Here is a 24414-nt window from a genome sequence, read left to right as displayed (position 1 = left end):
AGCCCGTGGTTTCACGGCACGGCACGGCGCCGTCCGCCGACGCGCCCGGAGCCGGGTGGCCCCGCCCCGGACGCGTCCCGGGTGCCTTCAGGCGCCGCCCGGTCCCGTCTGCTGCACGACCTCGAAGGACCACAGCGTGGAGCCGCTCGCCGCCGGCTTCGGCCGGTCACCGGCCGTCTCGCCGCCGCCCTGGTGGGCCGACTTCATCGGGCCCTCCATCCACGCCTGGAAGGCGGCCTCGTCCCGCCACCGGGTGTAGACCAGGTAGGTGTCGGTGCCCTCGACGGGCCGCAGGAGTTCGAACCACTCGAAGCCGTCGGAGTTCTCCACGGCGTGGGCGCGCGAGGCGAAGCGCTTCTCCAGCGTCTCGCGCTGCTCGGCGGGCACGGTCAGTACGTTGATCTTGACTACGCTCATGGTCTCATCCTGCCGTACTCCGCTCGGGCCGGCGTGCGAGGAGGGAGGCGCAGATCTCCCCGGCGCGGACCGCGGCCGTGGACAGCAGGGTCGAGGTGAGGCCGTGGGTGTGCTCGGTGCCGCCCTGCAGATAGACGTCGGCGGTGACGTTCGGCGTGGTCTCCACCCGGTGGTCCCGGCCGACGCGCAGGGCGTCCTCGTCGTCGCGCAGGCAGAGCTTGGCGATCTCGCCGAGGTTGTCGCCGATGCTCTGCGGGCGGTAGCCGGTGGCGTAGACGAGGACGTCGGAGGCGAGGACCTCGCGCTCGCCGGTGGGCAGGAACTCGACGGTCACCCGGACGTCGTGGGCGCCGGCCTCCACCTCCCGTATGCGCGAGACGTTCAGCATCCGCAGCCGCTGCCGGCCCCGCACCCGCTCCTGGTACATGGTCCGGGAGAGCGACTCGATCAACTCCATGTCCACCACCGAGTAGTTGGTGGAGCGGTGGTAGTCGAACAGGGACTGCTTGACCTCGGCGGGCGCGCCGTAGAAGACGTCCACCGCCTCCGGGTCGAAGATCCGGTTGGCGAACGGACTGTCGTCGGCGGGGGTGTAGCCGTACTTGGCGAACACCGAGCAGATCTCGGCGTCCGGCAGCCGGCGGTGGAGGTAGTCGACCGCCTCGGCGGCGCTCTGGCCGGCGCCGAGCACCACCGCGCGGCGCACCGGGGTGCCGGAGCGGACCAGTTCGTCGACGCGGGGGAGCAGTTCGCTGTTGTGCCAGACCTGCGCGGACAGGGTGGCACCGGCCGGCAGCCTGGGCTCCAGGCCGGTCGCCACGCACAGGGTGCGGGCGCGGCGGACGGTGGTGACGCCGGGCGTGGCGGGGTCCTGGCTGACGACGTCGAAGAACCGGACCTCGCCGTCCTCGACGACCGGCCGGACGGCGACGACCTCACTGGAGTACTGGACCAGCGGGGCGACCCGGGCGGCGGCCCACTCGAAGTAGTCGTGGAACTCCACGCGCAGCGGGAAGAGCGTCTTCTGGTTGAGGAAGTCGACCAGGCGTCCCTGCTCGCGCAGGTAGCACAGGAAACTGAAGTCGCTGGTGGGGTCGCGCATCGTCACCAGGTCCTTCAGGAAGGAGACCTGCATGGTGGCGTCGTCGATGAGCATGCCCCGGTGCCAGCCGAAACGCGGCTGCCGTTCCAGGAAGCCGACGCGGAGCGTGTCTCCTTCGTGGCCCGTCGCACCGTGCTCGTGGAGCGCGATCGCGAGAGCGAGGTTGGCTGGGCCGAAGCCGATGCCCAGTACGTCGTAGACGGAGTCCGGCCCACACTGCAGTGTCGTCACTGCGTCATCGCCTCCTGTTGAGGGGACACAGCGTTCCCCGAGAAAGAACACAGCTTCCTCCAAGCAGGCACATAGTAGATAAGGTTAGCCTTACCTGACAATGGGTGGGTTGGGTGCGGGAGCCGGATCGGCCGGCTCGTGGTGCCGGCTCATCGGGATGACCATCGGGGTGCCGCTGACCGGGTCCTGGCCGACCACGCAGCGCAGACCGAAGACCTCCTCGACCGTCCTCGCGGTGATGACCTCGGCCGGCGGGCCCTCGCCGACGATCCGGCCGGCCTTCATGGCGACGATGTGGTCGGCGTAGCGGCACGCCTGGTTGAGGTCGTGCAACACCATGACCACGGTGCGGCCCTGATGCCGGTTCAGGTCGGTCACCAGGTCCAGCACGTCGATCTGATGGGCGAGGTCCAGATACGTCGTCGGCTCGTCCAGCAGCATCACCGGGGTCCCCTGCGCGACGGCCAGGGCGATCCAGGCGCGCTGGCGCTGGCCACCGGAGAGCTCGTCGACCGCGCGATGGGCGAGGTCGGTCATCGCGGTGGCCCGCAGCGCCTCGTGCACGGCCTCCTCGTCGGCGGCCGACCACTGACGCCACCACGTCTGGTGCGGTGAACGCCCGCGCCCCACCAGGTCGATGACGGTCAGCCCCTCCGGCGCGAGGGGTGCCTGCGGCAGGATACCGAGCCGCTGGGCCAGCGTCCGGGTGGGTATCGAGTGCAGGGAGCGCCCGTCGAGATGGACCGTGCCGGACTTGGGGTCGAGCAGCCGCGCCAGGGCCCGCAGCAGGGTCGACTTGCCGCAGGCGTTGGCCCCGACGATCACCGTGACCCGCCCGGTGGGCACCGCCAGGTCGAGACCGTCGACGACGATCCGGTCGTCGTACGCCAGCCGCAGGCCCCGCGCGCGCAGATCCGGCCCCGCACCCGCGCTGTCGTCCCCGGCCCCGGCCCCGGCCCCGGCCCCGGCCCCGTACGCCGACCCGTGAACGTGCGCCTCCCGCACGCCTCGCGCCTCCCGCACGCCTTCCATCTCCCGCACCTCCCGCACCTCCCGCTCCTCGTGCTTCGAAGACACCTCGTCACCCTCCTGAACCGGCGCGGTTGGCGCGCACGAGCAGCCACAGCAGTACGGGGGCGCCGAGCACCCCGGTGACGACGCCGACCGGCAGCTCGGTGTCCGTCAGCAGCCGCCGCGCGGCCAGATCGGAACCGAGGACCATGACGGCGCCGGTCAGCCCGGCGGTCAGGGGCGGCGGGAAGGCGGTACCGGCCAGCCGCTGGGCCACCTGCGGGGCGGCGAGGGCCACGAACGCCACCGGCCCCGCGGTCGCCGTCCCGAACGCCACCAGGCCCACGGAGACGAGCAGCACCGCGATCCGCACGCTCTGCACCCGGGTCCCCAGGCCCCGGGCGACGTCGTCGCCCAGCTCCAGCGTCCGCATCAGCCGCCCGAGCAGCAGCGCCGCCGGCACCAGCACGGCCAGCGTCACCGCGAGCGGGCGGATCTGGTCCCAGGTGCGGCCGTTGAGGTTGCCGACCAGCCAGCCCAGCGCGGCCTGCGCCTGGAAACGCTGGCCCCGGGCCATGAGGTAGTCGGTGAAGCTGGTGCAGATCCAGGCGACGCCGACACCGACCAGCACGATGCGGTACCCGGTGGTGCCCCGCTTCCAGGTCAGCGCGTACACCAGCAGCGCCGCCGCCAGCGCCCCGAGCAGGCCGAGCGCCTGGGTGCCGAGTCCCGCGTCCCAGCCGAGCACGATGCCGGCGACCACCGCGGCGCCCGCGCCCTGGGTGATGCCGATCATGTCCGGGCTGGCGAGGGGGTTGTGCGTCATCGCCTGGAGCAGCGCGCCGGAGACCCCGAAGGCGATGCCCACCAGCAGCCCGGCCAGCGAGCGCGGCAGCCGCAGTTCGTGGACGATGAGCCGGGTGCCGGGGTCGCCGCCGCCGAACAGGGCGCGCATGACGTCGGTGAGCGGCAGCGAGATGTCGCCGATCGCGGTCTCCACGCTGAAGGCGAGGAACGCGGCGGCGGCGAGGGCGAGGCACACGGCCAGCAGCCGGGGCCGCAGCAGCCCCGAGACGGGCGGCAGCGCGAGCCGGAAGGGGACGCGGTCCGCCGTACGGCGCGGCCGGGGCCGCTTCGCGGGTCCGCCGGGCTCGGGTGCGGGGGCGAGTTCGGTCGTCATGGGGTCACAGCTCCGCGAGTCGGCGACGGCGGACCAAGGCGATGAAGAAGGGGCCGCCGATGAAGGCGACCAGAACGCCCGCCTGCACCTCGACCGGCCGGGCGATCAGCCGGCCGGTCACATCTGCGGCGAGCAGCAGACAGGGTGCGAGCACCGCCGACAGCGGCAGCAGCCAGCGGTGGTCGGGCCCGATCCCCGCGGCCTGGGTGAGCACCCGCACGATGTGCGGCACGACCAGGCCGACGAAGACGACCGGCCCGATGACGGCGACCGCGCCGCCGGTGAGCAGGGTGACGGCCACCACGCCCTGGATCCGGACAACTCCCAGGCGCAGGCCGAGGGACTTCGCCACGTCGTCGCCGAGCGCGAGACTGTTGAGCGAGGGCGCGCAGGCCAGGGCCAGGACGGCGCCGACGGCGAGGAAGGGCAGCACGCGCAGCAGGACCTCGTGGTTCTGGTCGGCCAGCGAGCCCGCCGACCAGAACCGGTACCGGTTCAGGGCGTCCGGGTCGGTGAGGGCCACCGCGCTGGTCAGCGAGAAGAGCAGCGAGGTCACCGCGACGCCCGCCAGGGCCAGTTTGACCGGCGTGGTCCCCGACCGGCCGAGGCCGCCCAGGACATAGACCCCGACGCTCGCCACCAGCGCCCCGGCGAAGGCGAACCAGATGTAGCCGTAGACCGAACCGACCCCGAGGACCCCCACCGAGAGGACGACCGCGAAGGCCGCGCCCGCGCTCACCCCGAGGATTCCCGGATCGGCCAGGGGGTTGCGGGTCAGCGCCTGCATCAGCGCCCCGGACAGGCCGAGGGCGGCCCCGGTGGCCAGGCCGAGCGCGGTGCGGGGCAGCCGTACCGACCAGACGACGGTGTCGACGCGGGCACTGGGCGCGTGGCCCAGCAGCGTGTCCCACACCTGGTCCAGGGGGACGCTCAGCGCGCCGAAGGCCATGGACATGGCGCACAGAGCGAGCAGCGCCGCGCCGGAGAGGGCGATCAGCAGTACCGCGCGGGGGCCTCTGGCCGCCCGGACCGTCGAGGTCCCCACGTTCAACTTCCTTCGGTCGGGCCCGTCTTGCCGACGGCCGCCGGTTGCCTGTCGTGCCGTGCCGTGCCGTGTTGCGCTTGCCGGAGGGACTTTCACCGGAGGGACTCTAAGGCCGATCCGGCTCCGGTCCGCTCCCGTTGGCCGAATCTGTGCGCCCTCTGTGAATTAGGTAACCCTTACCTTACTATGGCGCCGTCCCCCGGCCCAGGGCCGGGACCTACCCGCTGGGAGGCGCGCTGTCGTGTGCGGTTCAGAGGAAGTCCTGGACCACTGGCGTCGGTTGCTCACACCGCCGCCGCCGGAGATCTCACTGCCCACCGACCGGCCCCATCCGCCGGAGCGGATCGCGGCACCCGAGACGCACACCCTCGCCGGGCTGCCCGAGGCGCCCCGGCCGGTCCTGCTGGCCGCGTTCTTCGCGCTGCTGCACCGCTACAGCGGCGCGACGGACCTCACCGTCGGCCACGACGGGCTCCCGGTGCGGGTCTCCCTCCACGCCGAGCCCACCTTCCGCGACCTGGTCGGGAGGGTGACCCAGGCGTGGCAGGAGGCCGAGATCCAGCGGGTTCCCCTCGACATGCTGATCGAGGAACTGCACCCCGCGCCGACCCGCGGCGGCGGACTCTTCTTCCACACCGCGTTCGCCACCGCCGACCGGCCCGCCGGCCCGCTCCCCGCCCCGCTCGACCTGCTGCTCGACGTGCGCGGCGGCGAGGCCCGCGCGACCTGCCCCGCCGGTCTCTTCGACGCCGTCACGGTCCAGCGTCTCCTCGGCCACTACCGCACCCTGCTCACCGACGCCCTCGACCGGCCCGACACTCCGGTCACCCGGCTCACCCTGCTGGACGCGGCGGAGTACCGGAGCATCACCGTCGACGCCAACGCCACCGGCCACGACGTGCCGGCGGACACCTGGCCCGCGATGTTCGCCGAACAGGTCCGCCTCCGGTCCGCCCACGTCGCCCTCGTCCACGAGGACGAGCGGCTCACCTACGCCGAGGTGGACGAGCGCGCCAACCGGCTGGCGCACGCCCTGATCGCCCGCGGCGCCGGCCCCGAACGCGTCGTCGCCCTCGCCCTGCCCCGCTCCACCGACCTGATCGTGGCGGAGGTCGCCGTCCTCAAGACCGGCGCGGCCTACCTCCCGCTCGACCACGACTACCCCGCGGACCGCGTCGCGTACATGCTCGGCGACGCCGCCCCCGTCTGCGCGGTCACCACCGAGGAGACCGCCCGCGATCTGCCCGCCCGCGACCACATGACGCTCCTCGCGCTCGACGCCCCCGCCACGGTGGCCGAACTCGCCGCACGCCCCGCCCACACCCCCACGGACGAGGACCGCGGCGCCCGCCTCACCGTCTCCCACGCCGCCTACGTCATCTACACCTCCGGCTCGACCGGCCGGCCCAAGGGCGTGATCCTCACCCATGCCGGTGTGGCGGGACTCGTCGCCACCCAGCGCGAACGGTTCGGCATCGGCCCGCACAGCCGCGTCCTGCAGTTCGCCTCGCCCGGCTTCGACGTCGCCTTCTGGGATCTGTGCCTCGGACTGCTCTCCGGTGGCCGCCTCGTCGTCGTCCCCGCCGAACGCCGGGTGCCCACCGCCGCGCTCGCCGACTACGCGCACGCCCACGGCATCACCTTCATGATCCTGCCGCCCGCGCTGCTCGCCGCGCTCCCCGAGGACGTGCGCCTCCCGCCGACGGCGACCCTGCTGGCCGGTACCGAACGGGTCTCGCCCGAACTGGTCGCCCGCTACGCCCGCGGCCGGATGATGTTCAACGCCTACGGACCGACCGAGGCGACCACCAACTCCACGCTGGGCCGGTGCGATCCGGACATCCCGCCGGGCTCCCTCGTGCCGATCGGCGTCCCCGACCCGGGCACCCGGGCCTACGTCCTCGACCGGTACCTCCAGCCCGTGCCGCGCGGTGTCACCGGCGAGCTGTACCTCGGCGGCGCCGGCCTCGCGCGCGGCTACCTCGGCCGCCCGGACCTGACCGCCGAGCGGTTCGTCGCCGACCCGTTCGGCACCCCAGGCGAGCGGCTCTACCGCACGGGTGACCTGGTCCGCAGGCGGTCCGACGGCCGACTGGAGTTCCTCGGCCGCGCCGACGCCCAGATCAAGATCCGCGGTTTCCGGATCGAACCGGGCGAGATCGAGTCCGTACTGCGCGGCCACCCGGCCGTGGACCAGGTCACGGTCGTCGCCCGCGAGGACCGCCCCGGCGACCGCCGGCTCGCCGCCTACGTCGTCCCCGCCCTCGACACACGCTCCGATGCCNCCCGCCCTCGACACACGCTCCGATGCCGATGCCGATGCCGATGCCGATGCCGATGCCGATGCCGCCGGTGACGGTGGCGCGCGGGTGGAGGAGTGGCGGGAGGTGCACGAACTCCTCTACGGCGCGGCCGGTTCCGAGGGCTCGGACGACGATGGCGGCGGCGGGTTCCGGGAGAACTTCGCGGGCTGGAACAGCATGTACGACGGCCGCCCCCTGCCGGTCGAGGAGATGCGCGAGTGGCGCGCGGCCACCGTCGACCGCATCCGTGCGGCGGGCACCGCGCGCAGGGTCCTGGAGATCGGCGTCGGCAGCGGCCTGATCCTGTCCCGGATCGCCCCGCGGTGCGAGACCTACTGGGGCACCGACCTCTCCCGCGAGGCGATCGAGGCGCTGGGTGCCCAGGTCGCGGCGGACCCGGAACTCGCCGCCAGGGTGCGGCTGTCCGTCCGCCCCGCGCACGACACCGACGACCTGCCCACCGGCTTCTTCGACACCGTCGTCCTCAACTCCGTCGTCCAGTACTTCCCGGACGCCGCCTACCTCACCCGGGTGCTGCGCCGCGTCACCGGCCTGCTCGCCCCCGGCGGACGGATCTTCGTCGGCGACGTCCGCAACCTGCGCCTGCTGCGCACCCTGCGCGCGGCCGTGGAGACGCGGCGGGCCGGCGGCGCCGGCGAGGCGGACAAGAACGCCCTGCGCGACTCCGTCGAACGGTCGGTGCGCTGGGAGAGCGAACTCCTCCTCGACCCCGACTACTTCGCCGCCCTCGACGGACTCCACGCGGACATCCGCCTCAAGCGCGCCACCCACCACAACGAACTGAGCCGGTACCGGTACGACGTGGTCCTGCGGCCGGCAGGGGACGCGACCGCCCCGGCACACGAGCCGGGCCCGGCCGGCCCCGGGGAGCACGAGGAGCGGGGGGAGCACGAGGAGTACGAGGTCCCCTGGGCCCGCGCCGGCACGCCGGAGGGGCTGGCGGAGCTGCTGGCCGGCCGGCCGCGGCGGCTGCGCCTCACCGGTGTGCCCAACGCCCGCCTCGCCGACGACCTGGCCGACCTGCGCAGGCTGGACGACAGCAGCGGCGCGGCCACCGCCGGGGCGGACCCCGAGGACGTCCACCGCGTCGCCGCCGCACACGGCTACCGGGCCGTCCTGACCTGGAACGCCGACGCCGACGACGGCGCGTTCGACGCGGACCTCACCCTCGACGACGTACCGGCTCTCGGCGACGTGGACGTACCGGCCCGCACCGGCCGGTACCGCCCCGCCACCGCGCGCCCGCACTCGTCCCCCCACCCCCGCCCGCACGCCAACCGTCCCGCACCCTTCCGTGACGTGACGGCGTTGCTGCGGACCCTGCGGGCACACGCCGCCGAGTGGCTGCCCGAACACATGGTTCCGTCGGCGTTCGTCGCCCTGCACGTCCTGCCGGTCACCCCCAGCGGCAAGATCGACACGCGGGCACTGCCCGCCCCCGACCACGCGGCGATGAGTTCCGGCCGGGCCCCCGAGACTCCCCGCGAGAAGCTGCTGTGCGGGCTCTTCGCCCAGGTGCTGGGCATGGACTCGGTCACGGCGGAGGACGACTTCCTCGCCCTCGGCGGTGACAGCATCACCGCCATCCAGTTGCTGGTCAGGGCCCGCGAGGCCGGCCTCGGACTCACCACCCGCGACGTGTTCCGGCACCGTACGGCCGAGGCCCTCGCGCGGGCGGCCGTCGCCCGCACCGAGGAGCCGGCGGCCACCGACGCCACCCCGCTCCTCGCCCCCGACCCCGCCCGGCTCGCCGCACTCCAGGGCACCGACCCGCTGGCCGTGGCGGAACTGCTGCCGCTCACCCCCCTCCAGCAGGGCTTCTACTTCCACTCCCTCACCGGGGAGGCCGGCCGCGACACCTATGTGGTGCAGCAGGTCCTCGACCTGTCCGGACCGGTCGACTCCGCCCTGCTGCACCGCGCCGCGCAACGCCTGCTGGACCGGCACGCCCCGCTGCGGGCCGCCTTCCGGCAGGGCCCGGACGGCACGCCCGTGCAGATCATCACCGAACACGCCGTCCTGCCCTGGCGGGAGATCGACCTCACGGCCCGCGACACGGCCGACCGGGACGCCTCCGACCGGGACGCCCTGGCCGAGGCCGCGGCCGCCGAGGAGCGGGCCGCGGGCTTCGACCTGGCCGCCCCGCCGCTGCTGCGCTGCGCCCTGGTCCGCCTGGGCACCCACCGCAGCCGCCTCGTCCTGACGTTCCATCACATCGTCGCCGACGGCTGGTCCCTGCCGGTCCTGCACCGCGAACTGATGGCGTACTACGGCACCGACGCCCCCGGCCTGCCCGACCCCGCGCCCTACCGCGCGTTCCTGCGCCGCCTCGCCGAGCAGGACCACGACGCCGCCCGGGACGCCTGGCGCACCGCGCTCGCGGGTCTGGACGGCCCCACCCGGCTGGTGGACACCCCCGCCTCCGGCGCGCCCGTCCGGCCCGCGCACGTCCGCGTGGAACTGCCCGAGGAGATCACCGCCCGGCTCACCGACCGGGCCCGCGCCCACGGCGTCACCCTCGGTACGGTCGTCCAGGCCGCCTGGGGGCTGCTCCTCGGCCGGCTGACCGGCCGCACCGACGTGGTCTTCGGCACCACCGTCTCCGGCCGCGACAGCGAGGTCGACGGCATCGCCTCGATGGTCGGCCTGTTCATCAACACCGTGCCGACCCGGTTCCGCTGGACCCCCGGCACCCCGCTGTCCGAGCTGCTGACCCGCCTCCAGGACGAGCAGGCCCGCCTCCTGGACCACCAGCACCTGCAACTGGCCGAGATCCAGCGGCTGGCGGGGCACGCGGGGGAGGGAGAGCTGTTCGACACCCTCGTGGTCGTGGAGAACTACCCGGCCGCCACGGGCCTGAGCGACGCCTCCGGCCGGACCCGGATCACCGGCGACGCCTTCCACGACGCCGTGCACTATCCCCTCGCCCTGGTGGTCAAGCCGGGGCGCCGCCTCGATCTGCGGCTCAAGCACCACGCCGACCGGCTCGACGCCACCGCCGTGCGCGCCCTCGGCGACCGGCTGGCCCGCCTCCTGGAGACGCTCGCCGACGACCCCGGCCGCACCGCCGCCGCGGTGGACCTGCTCACCCCCGACGAGGCCCTGCGCGCCCACCCGGCCGGCGCGGAACGGCCGGTGCCGCCCACCACGCTCGCCGAGGCGTTCGCGGCGCAGGCCGCCCGGACCCCGACGGCGACGGCGGTCCTCTTCGAGGACACGGCCCTCAGCTACGCGGAACTCGACGCCCGCGCCGAGGCGCTCGCCGCCCGGCTGCGCCCGCTCGGTGCCGCGCCCGGCACGTTCGTGGCGATCGCCGTACCCCGGTCCGCGGAGCTGATGGTGGCGCTGCTCGGCGTCCTGAAGTCGGGTGCCGGCTACCTCCCGGTGGACCCCGACTACCCGGCCGACCGGATCGCCCACATGCTCCGCGACAGCGCGGCCACCACGGTCGTCACCCGCACCACCGAGGCCGGCCGGCTGCCCGCGCTCCCGGCCGACACCACCCTGCTGCTCCTCGACACCGGCACCGGCACCGATGCCACTGCCGACGAGGACATCACCGACACCGACACCGACACCGGCACCGGCACCGGCACCGATGCCGACGAGGACACCACCGACCCCGGCCCCCTGAGCGCCACCGCCCCCAGCACACCCACCGCCCACACCGCCACCCCCGACGACCCCGCCTACCTCATCTACACCTCCGGCTCCACCGGCCTGCCCAAGGGCGTGGTGGTCACCCACCGTGCCATCGTGAACCGGCTCGCCTGGATGCAGGGCGCCTTCGGGCTCACCGCCGAGGACCGGGTGCTGCAGAAGACGCCGTCGAGCTTCGACGTCTCGGTGTGGGAGTTCTTCTGGCCGCTGCTCACCGGAGCCGCCGTCGTCCTCGCCCGGCCGGACGGCCACCGCGACCCGGCCCATCTGACGGAGCTGGTCCGCGAGCGGCGCGTCACCACGATGCACTTCGTCCCGTCGATGCTGGCGGCGTTCCTCCGGGCGGACGAGGTCACCGCCGACCCGGCCTGGGCCGCGTCCCTGCGCCGCGTGTTCAGCAGCGGCGAGGCACTGCCGGCCGCCGCCGCCCGCGACTGGCACGCCCTGACCGGTGTCCCGCTGCACAACCTGTACGGCCCGACCGAGGCCGCCGTCGACGTCACCCACCACGCCTGCGACGGCACCGCAGGCACCGACGGCGACGCCGCTCCGGTCCCCCTCGGGCGACCGGTGTGGAACACCGGCCTGCGCGTCCTCGACACCTGCCTGCGTCCCGTCCCCGACGGCGTCCCCGGCGAGCTGTACCTGACCGGCGTCCAGCTCGCCCGCGGCTACCACCGCCGCGCCGCGGTGACCGCCGAGCGCTTCACCGCCGACCCCTACGGCCCGCCCGGCACCCGCATGTACCGCACCGGAGACCTGGTCCGGCGCCGCGCCGACGGAGTCGTCGAGTACCTGGGCCGCACCGACCGGCAGGTCAAACTGCGCGGCAACCGCATCGAACCCGCCGAGGTCGAGGCCGCGCTCACCGCCCTGCCCCAGCTCGCCCAGGCCGCGGTGACGGTACGGGAGGACACCCTCGTCGCCTACCTCGTCCCCGCCGCCGCACCGGACGCCGTCGACCCGGCCGCCCTGCGCGAGACACTGGCCGACGTGCTGCCCGCGCCCATGGTCCCCGGCGCCTGGGTCGTCCTCGACGCCCTGCCCCTCACCCCCAGCGGCAAGCTCGACCGGGCCGCCCTGCCCGCCCCGCAGGCGATCCGCACCACCGCCCGCGCCCCCCGCACCCCGCGCGAGCACCTGCTCACCGAGATCTTCGCGGCCGTCCTGAAACTGCCCGGCGCCGGCGCCGACGACGACTTCTTCCTGCTGGGCGGCGACAGCATCAGCTCCATCGCCGTCTCCAGCCGCGCCCGCCGCGCCGGCCTGGTCCTCAGCCCCCGCGACGTCTTCACCCACCGCACCCCGGCGGCGCTCGCCGAGGCCGCGACCACCGCCGACGCCCCGGACACCGGCCCGGCCGCCCCGTCCGCCTTCTCCCTCACCGACGAGGAACGCGCCCGCGTCGAACGGCTCGCCCCGGGCCGCGTCGAGGACGTCTGGCCGCTCGCCCCGCTCCAGGAGGGCCTCTTCTTCCACTCCACCTACGACGACGGGTACGACGACGGCGCCCTGGACGTGTACACCGTCCACGAGTCGTTCGACTTCGCGGTGCGCGTGGACGCCGGCCGGCTGCGCGCCGCCACCCGCGCCCTGCTGGCCCGCAACGCGAGCCTGCGCGCCGGGTTCACCAGCGAGGGGCTGCGCCGCCCGGTGCAGTTCATCGTCCGCGACGCCGACGCCCCGCTGACCGAGACCGACCTGTCCGGGCTGCCGTACGACGAACAGGACCGCCGGATGGCGGAGCTGCTGGACGCCGAGCGCACCCGGCGCTTCGACCTGACCCGGCCGCTGCTCTTCCGCATGCTGCTGATCCGGCTCGGCGCCGAGCGCGGCGACCGGCTGATCGTCGGCCGCCACCTCATACTCTGGGACGGCTGGTCGGCCTGGCTCTTCCTGGACCAGCTCTTCGCCCTGTACGAGAGCGGAGGCGACCCGGCGGGACTCGCCCGCCCCGGCTCCTACCGCGACTACCTCACCTGGCTGGAGCGCCAGGACGACGCCGAGGCGACCCGCGCCTGGCGGGCCGCGCTCGCCGGGTTCGACGAACCGACACTGCTGGTGCCGGCCGTTCCCGACGGCGGCGCCCGGCCGGTCGTCCCCCGCCACCTCGACGCCGAACTCGACACCGCACTCGCCGCCCGCGTACACGACTTCACCCGGCGGCACGGCCTCACCCCCAACACGGTGTTCAACGCCGCCTGGGGCCTGACCCTCGCCGCCGCCACCGGCCGCACCGACGTCGTCTTCGGCACCACCGTCGCCGGACGCCCCAGCGAGGTCCCCGACGTCGAGCACGTCGTCGGCATGTTCCTCAACACCGTCCCCGCGCGCCTCGCCCTCGACCCCCGCGAACGCGTCCTGGACCTGCTGCGCCGCATCCAGGGCGAACGCCTCGAACTGATGCCGTACGAGTACCTGGGCCTGGGCGTGCTCCAGGCGGAGACCGGCCACCGGCGGCTCTTCGACACACTGTTCGTGCTGCGCAACGCCGACACCGACGAGCGCCTCGCCGACCTGCGCGCACGGCACGGCGCCACCGCCGTCGCCAACGTGGACGCCACCCACTACCCGGCCAACCTCGTCGTCACCCCCGGCGAGACGGTCCGCGTCACCCTCGCCCACCGGCCAGACCTCCTGGACGAGAGGTACGCGCGCGGACTGCTGGACCGGTTCGTGCTGCTGGTGGGCGAACTGGTGGCCGATCCGGCGGCGCGGGTCGGCTCCCTGGACAGCACCCTGCCCGCCGAACACACCGTCCTGGCCCGCGAGGACGCGGAGCAGCGGCAGCCGGTACCCCCGGAGACCGTGGCCGACCTGCTCGCCGCGCAGGCCGCCCGCACCCCCGACGCGACCGCCCTGGTCTGCGGCGCCGAGACGGTGACGTACGCCGAACTCGACGCCCGCTGCAACCGCCTGGCCCGGCTGCTCCTCGACCGGGGAGCGGGCCCCGAACGGGTCGTCGCCCTCGGACTGCCGCGCTCGGTCGACACCGTGGTGGCCCTGTTCGCGGTCCTGCGCACGGGGGCGGCCTATCTGCCGCTCGAACTCGACCACCCGGCCGAGCGGCTCTCCGCCATGCTCACCGACGCCCGCCCGCTCCTCCTGCTCTGCACCCGGGCCGTCTCCCGCCGCCTCACCGGCGACCTGCCGCGCCTGCTCCTCGACGCCCCGGAGACCGCGGCCGCCCTCAGCGCCCGCTCCGCCGCCCCGGTGGACGTCTCCTTCAGCCTGGACCACCCCGCGTACGTCATCTACACCTCCGGCTCCACCGGCCGCCCCAAGGGCGTGGTCACGCCGTACGCCGGACTGACCAACATGCGGCTCAACCACCAGCGGGAGATCTTCGCCCCGGCGATCGCCGCCGCCGGCGGCCGGCGGCTGCGGATCGCGCACACCGTCTCCTTCGCCTTCGACATGTCCTGGGAGGAGCTGCTCTGGCTCGTCGAGGGCCACGAGGTGCACATCTGCGACGAGGAACTGCGGCGCGACGCCACCGCGCTGGTCGCCTACTGCGAGGAGCGGCGCGTCGACGTCGTCAACGTGACCCCCACCTACGCCCACCTCCTCATCGAGGAGGGCCTGCTGGAGGGCCACCGGCCCCCGCTGGTGCTGCTCGGCGGCGAGGCGGTCACCGAGACGGTGTGGAACACCCTGCGGGACACCGAGGGCACCTACGGCTACAACCTGTACGGGCCCACCGAGTACACCATCAACACCCTCGGCGGCGGCACCCGGGACAGCGCCACCCCCACCGTGGGCCGCCCCATCCGCGCCACCCGCGCCCGCATCCTCGACACCTGGCTGCGGCCCGTCCCCGAGGGCGTGCCGGGGGAGCTGTACATCGCCGGTGCCGGCCTCGCCCGCGGCTACCTCGACCGCCCCGGCCTCACCTCCGAACGGTTCGTCGCCGACCCGCACGGCCGCCCCGGCGAACGGATGTACCGCACCGGCGACCTGGTACGCCGCCGCGCCGACGGCAACCTGGACTTCCTCGGCCGCACCGACGACCAGGTCAAGATCCGCGGCCACCGTGTCGAACCCGGCGAGATCGAGACCGCCCTCACCCAGCACCCCGAGGTCTCCCAGGCCGCCGTCATCGCCCGCGACGACCCCGGCGCCCCGGGCACCCAGCGCCTGGTCGGGTACGTCGTCGCGGCCGAACCCGACGCCGAGACGCGCCGGTCCGCCGAAGCGGAGCAGGTCGGCGAGTGGCGGGAGATCTACTCCGCCGAGTACACCGAGATCGGCACCGCCCTGTTCACCGAGGACTTCGCCGGCTGGGACAGCTCCTACGACGGCACGCCCATCGCGCCGGACCACATGCGCGAGTGGCGCGAGAACACCGTGCGCCGCATCGGCGCGCTGAACCCGCGGCGGATCCTGGAGATCGGCGTCGGCTCCGGCCTGCTGCTCTCCCGGCTCGCCCCGGCCGCCGAGGCGTACTGGGCGACCGACTTCGCGGCCCCCGTCATCCGCAAACTCGGCGAGGACCTCGCCGCCGACCCCGGACTGGCCCGCAAGGTCACCCTGCGCTGCCAGCCCGCCGAGGACACCGACGGCCTGCCCACCGGCTACTTCGACACCGTCGTCATCAACTCCGTGATCCAGTACTTCCCGAGCCTCGACCACCTCCACTCGGTGATCCGGGGCGCCCTGGGCCTCCTGGCCCCGGGCGGCGCCCTCTTCCTCGGCGACGTCCGCGACCTGCGGCAGGCCCGCGTCTTCCAGGCGGGCATCCAGCACGCCCGCGCCGCGGCCGGCACCGACCCGCAGACCCTTGGCCGGGCCGTGGACCGCGGCCTTGCCCTGGAGAAGGAACTCCTGGTCGACCCGGACTGGTTCACCACCCTCGGCCTCGACGTCGAACTCCGCGTCAAGGCCGGCCGCCACCACAACGAACTGACCCGCTACCGCTACGACGTGGTCCTGCACGAGGGCACCGCCGGCGCGACCCCGCTGCACGACGTCCCGGCCGTCGACTGGAGCGGACCGGCCGGCCTCACCGCCCGCCTCGCCGACGCCACCCCGGTGCGGGTGCGCCGCATCCCCGACCCGAGGACCGCCGCCGACCTCGCCGTACTGCGCGCGCTGGACGGCGACCCCGCCCCCGCCCCCGCGGGCGCGGAACCCGAGGAACTGCGCCGCCTCGCCGAGGCCCGGGGCCACACCGTACTCACCACCTGGTCCGACGAGCCGGGTCACCTGGACGCCGTCTTCCTCCCCGGCGCCCGCCCCCGGCGCACGACCGGCCTGTACCGTCCGCGCGCCGACCGGGGCACCGCCCCCTACGCCAACACCCCGACCGCCGGCCGCGGCCACGGCGCCCTGGTACGGCGGCTGCGCACCGACCTCGGACAGCGGCTGCCCGCCTACCTGGTCCCGGCCGCCTTCGTGGTCCTGCCCCGGCTCCCGATGAACGCCAACGGCAAACTCGACGTGCGGGCCCTGCCCGACGCCGAGCCGGCGGCGGCCCTCGCCGCGGGCCGCGGGCCGCGCACACCGGTCGAGGAGGTGCTGTGCCACCTCTTCGCCGAGGTGCTCGGGCTGCCCCGCACCGGCGCCGAGGACGACTTCTTCGAACTGGGCGGCCACTCGCTGCTCGCCACCCGGCTGATCAGCCGCGCCCGCACCGAACTCGGCGCCGAACTCGCCATCCGCGACCTCTTCGAGGCCCCGACCCCGGAGGCGCTGGCCCTGCGCGCGGGGCCCGGCCGGGCCGCCGCCCGCCCGGTGCCGGTGCCCGCCGCCGACCGGCCCGCGCGCATGCCGCTCTCGGCGGCCCAGCGCCGGCTGTGGCTCGTGGAGCGGATCACCGGCGACGGAACCGCGTACCACTTCCCCCTCGTCGTCCGCCTCCGCGGCCGGCTCGACCTCGACGCCCTGCGCACCGCCCTCACCGACGTGACGGGCCGCCACGAGGTGCTGCGGACCCGCTTCCCGGAGGCGGACGGCGAGCCGTACCAGTGGATCGCGGCACCCGGCGAGGCGGTACCCGGGTTCCTCGTGGAGGACTGCGCCGAGGACGCGCTGCCCGCGCGGCTCACCGCCGCCCGCCGCCGCCCCTTCGACCTCGGCCGCGACCTGCCGGTGCGCGCCGAGGTGCTGCGGCTGGGACCCGACGACCACGTCGTGGCGCTGCTGCTGCACCACATCGCCACCGACGAGTGGTCGGACCGCCCCTTCCTGACCGACCTCGCCACCGCCTACCGGGCCCGCCGGGACGGCCGCGCCCCCGAGTGGCCGCCGCTGCCCGTCCAGTACGCCGACTACACCCGCTGGCACGACACGCTGCTCGCCCAGGTCGGCGAGGCGCAACTCGCCCACTGGACCGCGACCCTGCGCGACCTGCCCGAAGAACTCGCCCTGCCCCTCGACCGCCCCCGGCCGGCCGAGCCCACCGGCGACGGCGGCAAGGTCCGCCTCGAACTGCCCACCGGCCTCGCACACGCCCTGCGTGACCTGTCCGGCGCCACCGGCACCAGCATGTTCATGCTGTTCCAGGCCGCCACCGCCGCCCTGCTGCACCGGCACGGCGCCGGCCACGACATCCCGCTCGGCGCGCCGATCGCGGGCCGTACCGACGACGCCCTGAACGACCTGGTCGGCTTCTTCGTCAACACCCTCGTCCTGCGCACCGACCTGTCCGGCGACGACCTGACCTTCCGCGGGCTGCTGTCCCGCGTGCGGGAGACCTCGCTGACGGCGTTCGAGCACCAGGACGTGCCCTTCGACCAGGTGGTCGAGGCGGTCAACCCGCCCCGGACGACGGGCCGCAACCCGCTGTTCCAGGTCATGCTCGGCTACCACTACCGCCCCGGCGGCGACCCGGACGTGCTCGGCCTGGACACCGAGTGGTTCGACATGGACACCGGCGCGGCCAAGTTCGACCTCCACTTCACCTTCGTGGACGAGGCCGACCGCGGCCGGCTGGTCCTGCTCCTGGAGTACGCCCGCGACCTGTTCGACGCCGCGACGGCCGAGCTGCTGGCCGACCGGCTGCTTCTGCTCCTCGGCCAGGTGGCGGCCCGCCCGGACCTGCGGATACGGGAACTGGACGTCCTCACGCCCGGCGAGCGGGACGCCGTACTCGCCCGCTGGAACGCCACCGCCCGCGACGTCCCCGCGACCACCCTGCCGGAACTGTTCCGCGCCCAGGCGGCGCGCACCCCCGACGCCCCCGCCCTCATCACCGGGACCGAGCGCCTCACCTACGCGGAGCTGGACGCCCGGGTCGAACACACCGCCCGGGTTCTGGCCGGCCTGGGCGTGGCGCCCGAGCGGACCGTGGCCGTCGCCCTGCCCCGCTCCGTCGACCTCGTCGTCACCCTGCTGGCCGTGCACCGCGCGGGCGGCGCCTACCTCCCCCTGGACCCCGGACAGCCCGCGGCACGCACCGCCCTCGTCCTCCGGGAGGCGGCACCCGTCTGCGTCGTCGACGGCGCGCCGCCCGAGGGCCCGCCCGGGAAACTGCCCGCCGCCCTCGACCCCGCGCACCCCGCGTACGTGATCTACACCTCCGGTTCGACGGGCCGCCCCAAGGGCGTCGTCGTCCCGCACCGGGGCATCGTCAACCGGCTGCTGTGGATGCAGGACACCTACGGACTGACCGCCGAGGACCGGGTGCTGCAGAAGACACCCGCCGGATTCGACGTGTCGGTGTGGGAGTTCTTCTGGCCGCTGATCACCGGCGCCGCCCTCGTCCTGGCCGCGCCCGACGGCCACCGGGAACCCGCCCACCTCGCCGAGCTGATCCGCGAACAGGGCGTCACCACCGCGCACTTCGTGCCCTCGATGCTCCAGGTGTTCCTGGACGAACCGGCCGCGGCCCGCTGCACCGGCCTGCGCCGGGTCCTGTGCAGCGGCGAGGCGCTCCCCGAGGCGGTCGCCGAGCGCTTCCACCGCCTGCTGCCGGCCACACTGCACAACCTGTACGGGCCCACCGAGGCGTCCGTCGACGTCACCGCCACCGAAGTCCGGCCGGACACCGCGCGCGTGACCATCGGGCGTCCCGTCTGGAACACCCGGGCCTACGTCCTGGACGCCGCGCTGCGCCCCGTCCCGCCCGGCGTCGCGGGGGAGCTGTACCTGGCCGGCGTCCAACTGGCCCGCGGCTACCTGGGCCGGCCGGGCCTGACCGCCGAGCGGTTCGTCGCCGACCCCTTCGGCGCCCCCGGTGACCGCCTCTACCGCACCGGCGACCTGGCCCGCTGGACGCCCGACGGACACCTCGACTTCCTCGGCCGCACCGACCACCAGGTGAAGATCCGCGGCGTGCGGGTCGAACCCGGCGAGGTCGAGGCCGTCCTCGCCCGGCACCCCGGCGTCCGGCACGCGGTGGTCGTCCCGCACGACGGCCGGCTGGTCGCCTACGTCGTCCCGGCCGCCGGACCCGCCCCCGACGCGGCCGGACTCGCCCGGCACGCCACCGCCGCACTGCCCGCCGCGATGGTCCCCGCCGCCTACGTGACACTGGACGCGCTGCCGCTCACCGCCAACGGCAAACTCGACCGCCGTGCGCTGCCCGCCCCCGACCGCACCGCGGGCAGCGGCGCCGGCGGCAGGGGCCGCGACGCCCGCGAGGAGATCGTGCGCGGCCTGTTCGCCGCCGTCCTCGACCTCCCCGGGGCGGGGATCGACGACGACTTCTTCGCCCTGGGCGGCCACTCACTGCTGGCGATGCGGCTCACCGCCCGGATCCGCGCCGCGCTCGGCGTCCAGGTGCCGCTGCGCACGGTGTTCGACGCGCCCACCGCGGCCCGCCTCGCCCGGCGCCTCGCCGACGCGGCCGGCCCGGCGGCCGACCGCCCCGCCCTGCTGCCCCGCCCCCGCCCCGCCGACCTCCCCCTCTCCTCCGCCCAGCGGCGCCTGTGGGTGCTGTACCAGGTGGAGGGCGCCGGCCCCACCTACAACATCCCCTCCGTCCGGCGGCTGACCGGCGACCTCGACGTCGAGGCGCTGCGCGCCGCCGTAGGCGACCTGGTGGCCCGCCACGAGACGCTGCGCACGGTCTTCCCCGACGAGGAGGGCCGGGCCCGCCAACTGGTGCTCGGCCCCGACGCGGCCGCCGTCCCCTTCGAGGTGGAGGAGGTCACCGCCGACCGGCTGCCCGAGCGGCTCGCCGAGGCCGCCGCCCACGGCTTCGCCCTGGACCGCGAACCCCCGCTGCGCGTCCACCTCTTCCGCACCGGCGAGCGGGAGTGGACCCTGCTGCACCTGCTCCACCACATCGCCGGGGACGAGTGGTCGCAGGCCCCGCTCGGCCGCGACCTCGCCCTCGCCTACGCCGCCCGCGCGGCCGGCCGCGCCCCCGACCGGGCGCCGCTGCCGGTCCAGTACGCCGACTACACCCTGTGGCAACGCGAACTCCTCGGCGACGAACGCGACCCCGAGAGCCTCGCGGCCCGCCAGCTCGCCCACTGGAAGCAGGCACTGGCCGGCCTGCCCGAGGAACTGGCGCTGCCCGTCGACCGGCCCCGCCCGCTGGAGGCCACCTACCGGGGCGGCGCCGCCGGCCTCCACCTCGACGCCGCCCTCACCACCGCCCTGCACCGCCTCGCCCGCGACCACGGCGTCAGCGTCTTCATGGTGCTCCAGGCCGCCGTCGCCACCCTGCTGACCCGACTGGGTGCCGGGCACGACATCCCCCTCGGCAGCCCCATCTCCGGCCGCACCGACGCCGCCCTGGACGACCTGGTCGGCTTCTTCCTCAACACCCTGGTGCTGCGCACCGACACCTCCGGCGAGCCCACCTTCGGCGAACTGCTCGGCCGGGTGCGCGAGACCGACCTCGCCGCCTTCGACCACCAGGACGTGCCCTTCGAACGGGTCGTGGAGGTGCTCAACCCGGCCCGCTCCCTCGCCCGGCACCCGCTCTTCCAGGTGATGGTGGTCCACCTGAGCGCCGACGACGACGAACCCGGCCTGCCCGGCCTGCGGGTGAGCCGGGACGACGTGGCCACCACCACCGCCAAGTTCGATCTCTCCTTCGACTTCGTGGAACGCGCCGACGGCAGTGGCACCGACGGCGTCCTGGAGTACAGCGCCGACCTGTTCGACCCGGCCACCGCCCAGTCCTTCGCCGACCGGCTGCGCCGCGTCCTGCGGGCCGTCACCGCCGACCCCGGGCTGCGCCTCGGACACATCGACATCCTCGGCCCGGACGAGCGGCGGCACCTGACCGCCGGCTGGCACGCCACCCCCCTCACCGCCGCCCCGACCACGGTGCCGGCGCTCTTCGACGAGCAGGTCCGCGCCTGCCCGGACCGGCCCGCCGCGGCCGGTGACGGCATCGAGCTGACCTTCGCCGCCCTCGACGCGGCGGCCAACCGGCTGGCCCGTCTCCTCGTCGCCCACGGCGCCGGCCCCGAACGGTACGTCGCCCTGTCCCTGCCCCGCACCCCCCGCTTCCTGGTCGCCGTGCTCGCCGTGCACAAGGCCGGCGCCGCCTACCTCCCCCTCGACCCCGAGGCGCCGGCCGACCGCACCGCCGGCATCCTCGCCGACGCCCGCCCCGTCCTCACCCTCACCACCACCGCCCTCACCACCGCCCTGCCGCCCGGCACCCGCACCCTCGTCCTGGACGCCCCGCGGACCGCCGCCGAGGTCGCCGGCCTGGACCCGGGCCCGCTCACCGACGCCGACCGCGACGCCCCGCTGACGCCGCGCCACCCGGCGTACGTCATCTACACCTCCGGCTCGACCGGCCGGCCCAAGGGCGTCGTCGTCACCCACGAGTCCCTCTGCCACCTCTTCCACAGCCACCGCGAGACCCTCTACGCCCCCGCCAAGGAAGCCACCGGCCGACGGCACCTGCGGGCCGGGCACGCCTGGTCGTTCTTCTTCGACGCCTCCTGGCAGCCCCAGCTCTGGCTCCTCGACGGGCACTGCGTGCACGTCGTGGGCGACGAGGTGCGGCGCGACCCCGAACTGCTCGCCGCCGCCGTCGTACGCCACCGCTTCGACTTCCTTGAGGTCACCCCCTCGCTGCTGACGCAGATGGCCGACAGCGGGCTGCCGCTCGGCGAGGACTGCCCCCTCGCCGCCGTCGGCGTCGGCGGCGAGGCCGTACCCCTCGCGCTGTGGCGGCGCCTGGCCGCACTGCCCGCCACCGCGGCGTACAACCTCTACGGGCCCACCGAGTCCACCGTGGACGCGCTGGTGGCACGAGTACCGGACAGTGCGCGCCCGCTCGTGGGACGGCCGGTGGCCGGTACCCGCGCCTACGTCCTGGACGGCCTGCTCCAGCCCGTGCCGCCCGGCGTCACGGGCGAGCTGTACCTGGCCGGCGGCGGCCTCGCCCGCGGCTACCTCGGCGCCCCCGCACTGACCGCCGAACGGTTCGTCGCCGACCCGTTCGGCGCCCCGGGCACCCGCCTGTACCGCACCGGCGACCTGGCCCGCTGGACGGCCGACGGGCGACTGGACTTCCTCGGCCGCGCCGACGACCAGGTCAAGATCCGCGGCTTCCGCGTCGAACCCGCCGAGATCGAGTCCGTGCTCACCCAGCACCCGGCGGTCGCCCAGGCACTGGTGACGGTACGTCAGGAGGGTCCGCGCAAGCTGCTGGTCGCCCACGCCGTCCCCGTCCCCGGTGCCGTCGTCGACCCGGGAGAGCTGCGCGGGCACGTCGCGGCCCACCTCCCGGACCACATGGTCCCCGCGGCCGTCGTCCCGCTGGAGCGGTTCCCGCAGCTCGCCAACGGCAAGCTGGACCGGGCCGCGCTGCCCGCACCCGACTTCTCCGCCCTGTCGAGCGGACGCGCACCCGACACCGAGCAGGAGAAGGCGCTGTGCGCGGTCTTCGCCGCCGTCCTCGGACTCGAACAGGCCGGTGTGGACGACGACTTCTTCGCGCTGGGCGGCGACAGCATCGTGGCCATGCAACTCGTCGGCAAGGCCCGCGCGGCAGGCGTACGGATCACCCCCCGGCTGGTCTTCCGCCACCGCACCCCGGCCGCGCTGGCCGCGGTCGCCGAGCCCGTCGGCGGGGGGCGGCCGCGCCCGCAGGACGACGGCACCGGAACCGTGCCGCTCACCCCGGTCATGCACTGGCTGCGCGAACTGGGCGGCCCGATCGCCACCTACCACCAGTCGGCGCTGGTCCGCACCCCCGCCGCACTGGACCTGCCCGGCCTGACCGCCGTCCTCCAGGCGCTGGCCGACCGCCACGACCTGCTGCGGGCCACCCTGGTACGCCCCGCCCGCGACGCCGTCGAGGACTGGACGCTGCACGTCCCGCCGGCCGGGGCTGTCGACGCCGCCCGCTGGATCGACCGGGTGGACGTCACCGGCCTCGACGCCCCCGCACTCGCCGCGACGGTACGCGCCCACGCCCACACCGCACGGGCCCGGCTGGACCCGGACGCGGGCGCCATGGTCCGGGCCGTGTGGTTCGACGCGGGCGGCGCCCCGGGACGGCTGCTGCTGATGGCCCACCACCTGGTGGTGGACGGCGTCTCCTGGCGGATCCTGCTGCCGGACCTCGCGGCGGCCTGGACCGAACTGCGCGCGGGCCGCCCGGCGCGCCTGGACCCGGTGGAGACCTCGTTCGCCCGCTGGTCCCGGCGGCTCGCCGAACTCGCCGCCGACCCCGCCCGCGAGGCGGAACTGCCGGTGTGGACGGCCGTCCTGGACGGCGGCACCGAACCGTTCCCGCTCACCCGGGACCCCGACCCCGCGCGGGACACGGCCGGCACCCGGCGCGAGGTCGTCCTGCGGCTGCCCGCCGACCGCACCGGACCCCTGCTGTCGACCGTCCCCGCCGCGTTCGGCGCCGGCGTCGACGACGTGCTGCTGGCCGGGCTCGCCCTCGCCTTCGCCGACTGGCGCCGCCGCCGGGGCGGCAGCGACCCCTCCGTCCTGGTCGACCTGGAGGGCCACGGCCGCGCCGAGGAACTGGCCGGCGACGACGCCGACCTGTCCCGGACGGTGGGCTGGTTCACCAGCGTCCACCCGGTCCGTCTCGACGCCGGACCGGCCGACCCCGCCGACGCGTTCGCCGGCGGACCGGCGGCCGCGGCCGCCGTCCGCCGGGTCCGCGAGCAGCTCGCCGCGGCCCCCGCGGGCGGTATCGGTTACGGCCTGCTCCGCCACCTCGGCCCCCGCACCCGCGACGTCCTCGCGGCCCGGGAACCGGCCCGGGTCGAGTTCAACTACCTCGGCAGGTTCGGCATCCCGCAGGACACGGACTGGTCGTACGCGCCGGAGGAGGACGTGGCCGACATCGGCCCGGAGCCGGCCATGCGGGAGGGACACGCCCTGGAGATCAACGTGGTGACCGAGGACCGCGCGGACGGACCGGTGCTCTCCGCCCACTGGTCCTACCTGGAGGGGCTGCTGCGGCGCGAGGACGTCGAGGACCTGGCCGCCACCTGGTTCCGGGCCCTGGACGGACTGCTGACCCGAGCCCAGGACGACACCGCCTAGGACGGCCGGGGATGAG

General features: G+C 75.1%; 5 protein-coding genes and 1 pseudogene. 1 reads left to right on the top strand and 5 read right to left on the bottom strand.

Going from position 1 to position 24414, the window contains the following annotated elements:
* Window positions 1-87: 87 nt before the first annotated feature.
* The 5 genes from ABEB00_RS14040 to ABEB00_RS14020 form a co-directional block, all read right to left on the bottom strand.
* Window positions 88-417, bottom strand: coding sequence for an antibiotic biosynthesis monooxygenase family protein (locus ABEB00_RS14040; protein ID WP_345619882.1), 330 nt, complete (start codon window positions 415-417; stop codon window positions 88-90).
* A 4-nt stretch (window positions 418-421) separates the two neighbouring features.
* A complete protein-coding gene (locus ABEB00_RS14035; protein ID WP_345619880.1) occupies window positions 422-1750 on the bottom strand; it encodes a lysine N(6)-hydroxylase/L-ornithine N(5)-oxygenase family protein in 1329 nt (442 codons plus the stop codon).
* Between the two features lie 90 nt (window positions 1751-1840).
* On the bottom strand, window positions 1841-2782 hold the full coding sequence (locus ABEB00_RS14030) for an ABC transporter ATP-binding protein (RefSeq protein WP_425586490.1): 942 nt from the start codon (window positions 2780-2782) through the stop codon (window positions 1841-1843).
* 49 nt (window positions 2783-2831) lie between these two features.
* Window positions 2832-3941, bottom strand: coding sequence for a FecCD family ABC transporter permease (locus ABEB00_RS14025; RefSeq protein WP_345619878.1), 1110 nt, complete (start codon window positions 3939-3941; stop codon window positions 2832-2834).
* 4 nt (window positions 3942-3945) lie between these two features.
* A complete protein-coding gene (locus ABEB00_RS14020) occupies window positions 3946-4986 on the bottom strand; it encodes a FecCD family ABC transporter permease (protein WP_345619876.1) in 1041 nt (346 codons plus the stop codon).
* Window positions 4987-5227: 241 nt separating this feature from the next.
* On the opposite strand from ABEB00_RS14020, the pseudogene ABEB00_RS14015 reads away from it, so the two are divergent.
* Window positions 5228-24398, top strand: a pseudogene (locus tag ABEB00_RS14015) (amino acid adenylation domain-containing protein).
* Window positions 24399-24414: the final 16 nt, after the last annotated feature.

Source organism: Streptomyces ziwulingensis (assembly GCF_039542605.1).
Classification (GTDB): domain Bacteria; phylum Actinomycetota; class Actinomycetes; order Streptomycetales; family Streptomycetaceae; genus Streptomyces; species Streptomyces ziwulingensis.
The sequence above is the reverse complement of the archived record's forward strand: the minus strand, read 5'-3'. Positions and strand labels throughout refer to the sequence as shown.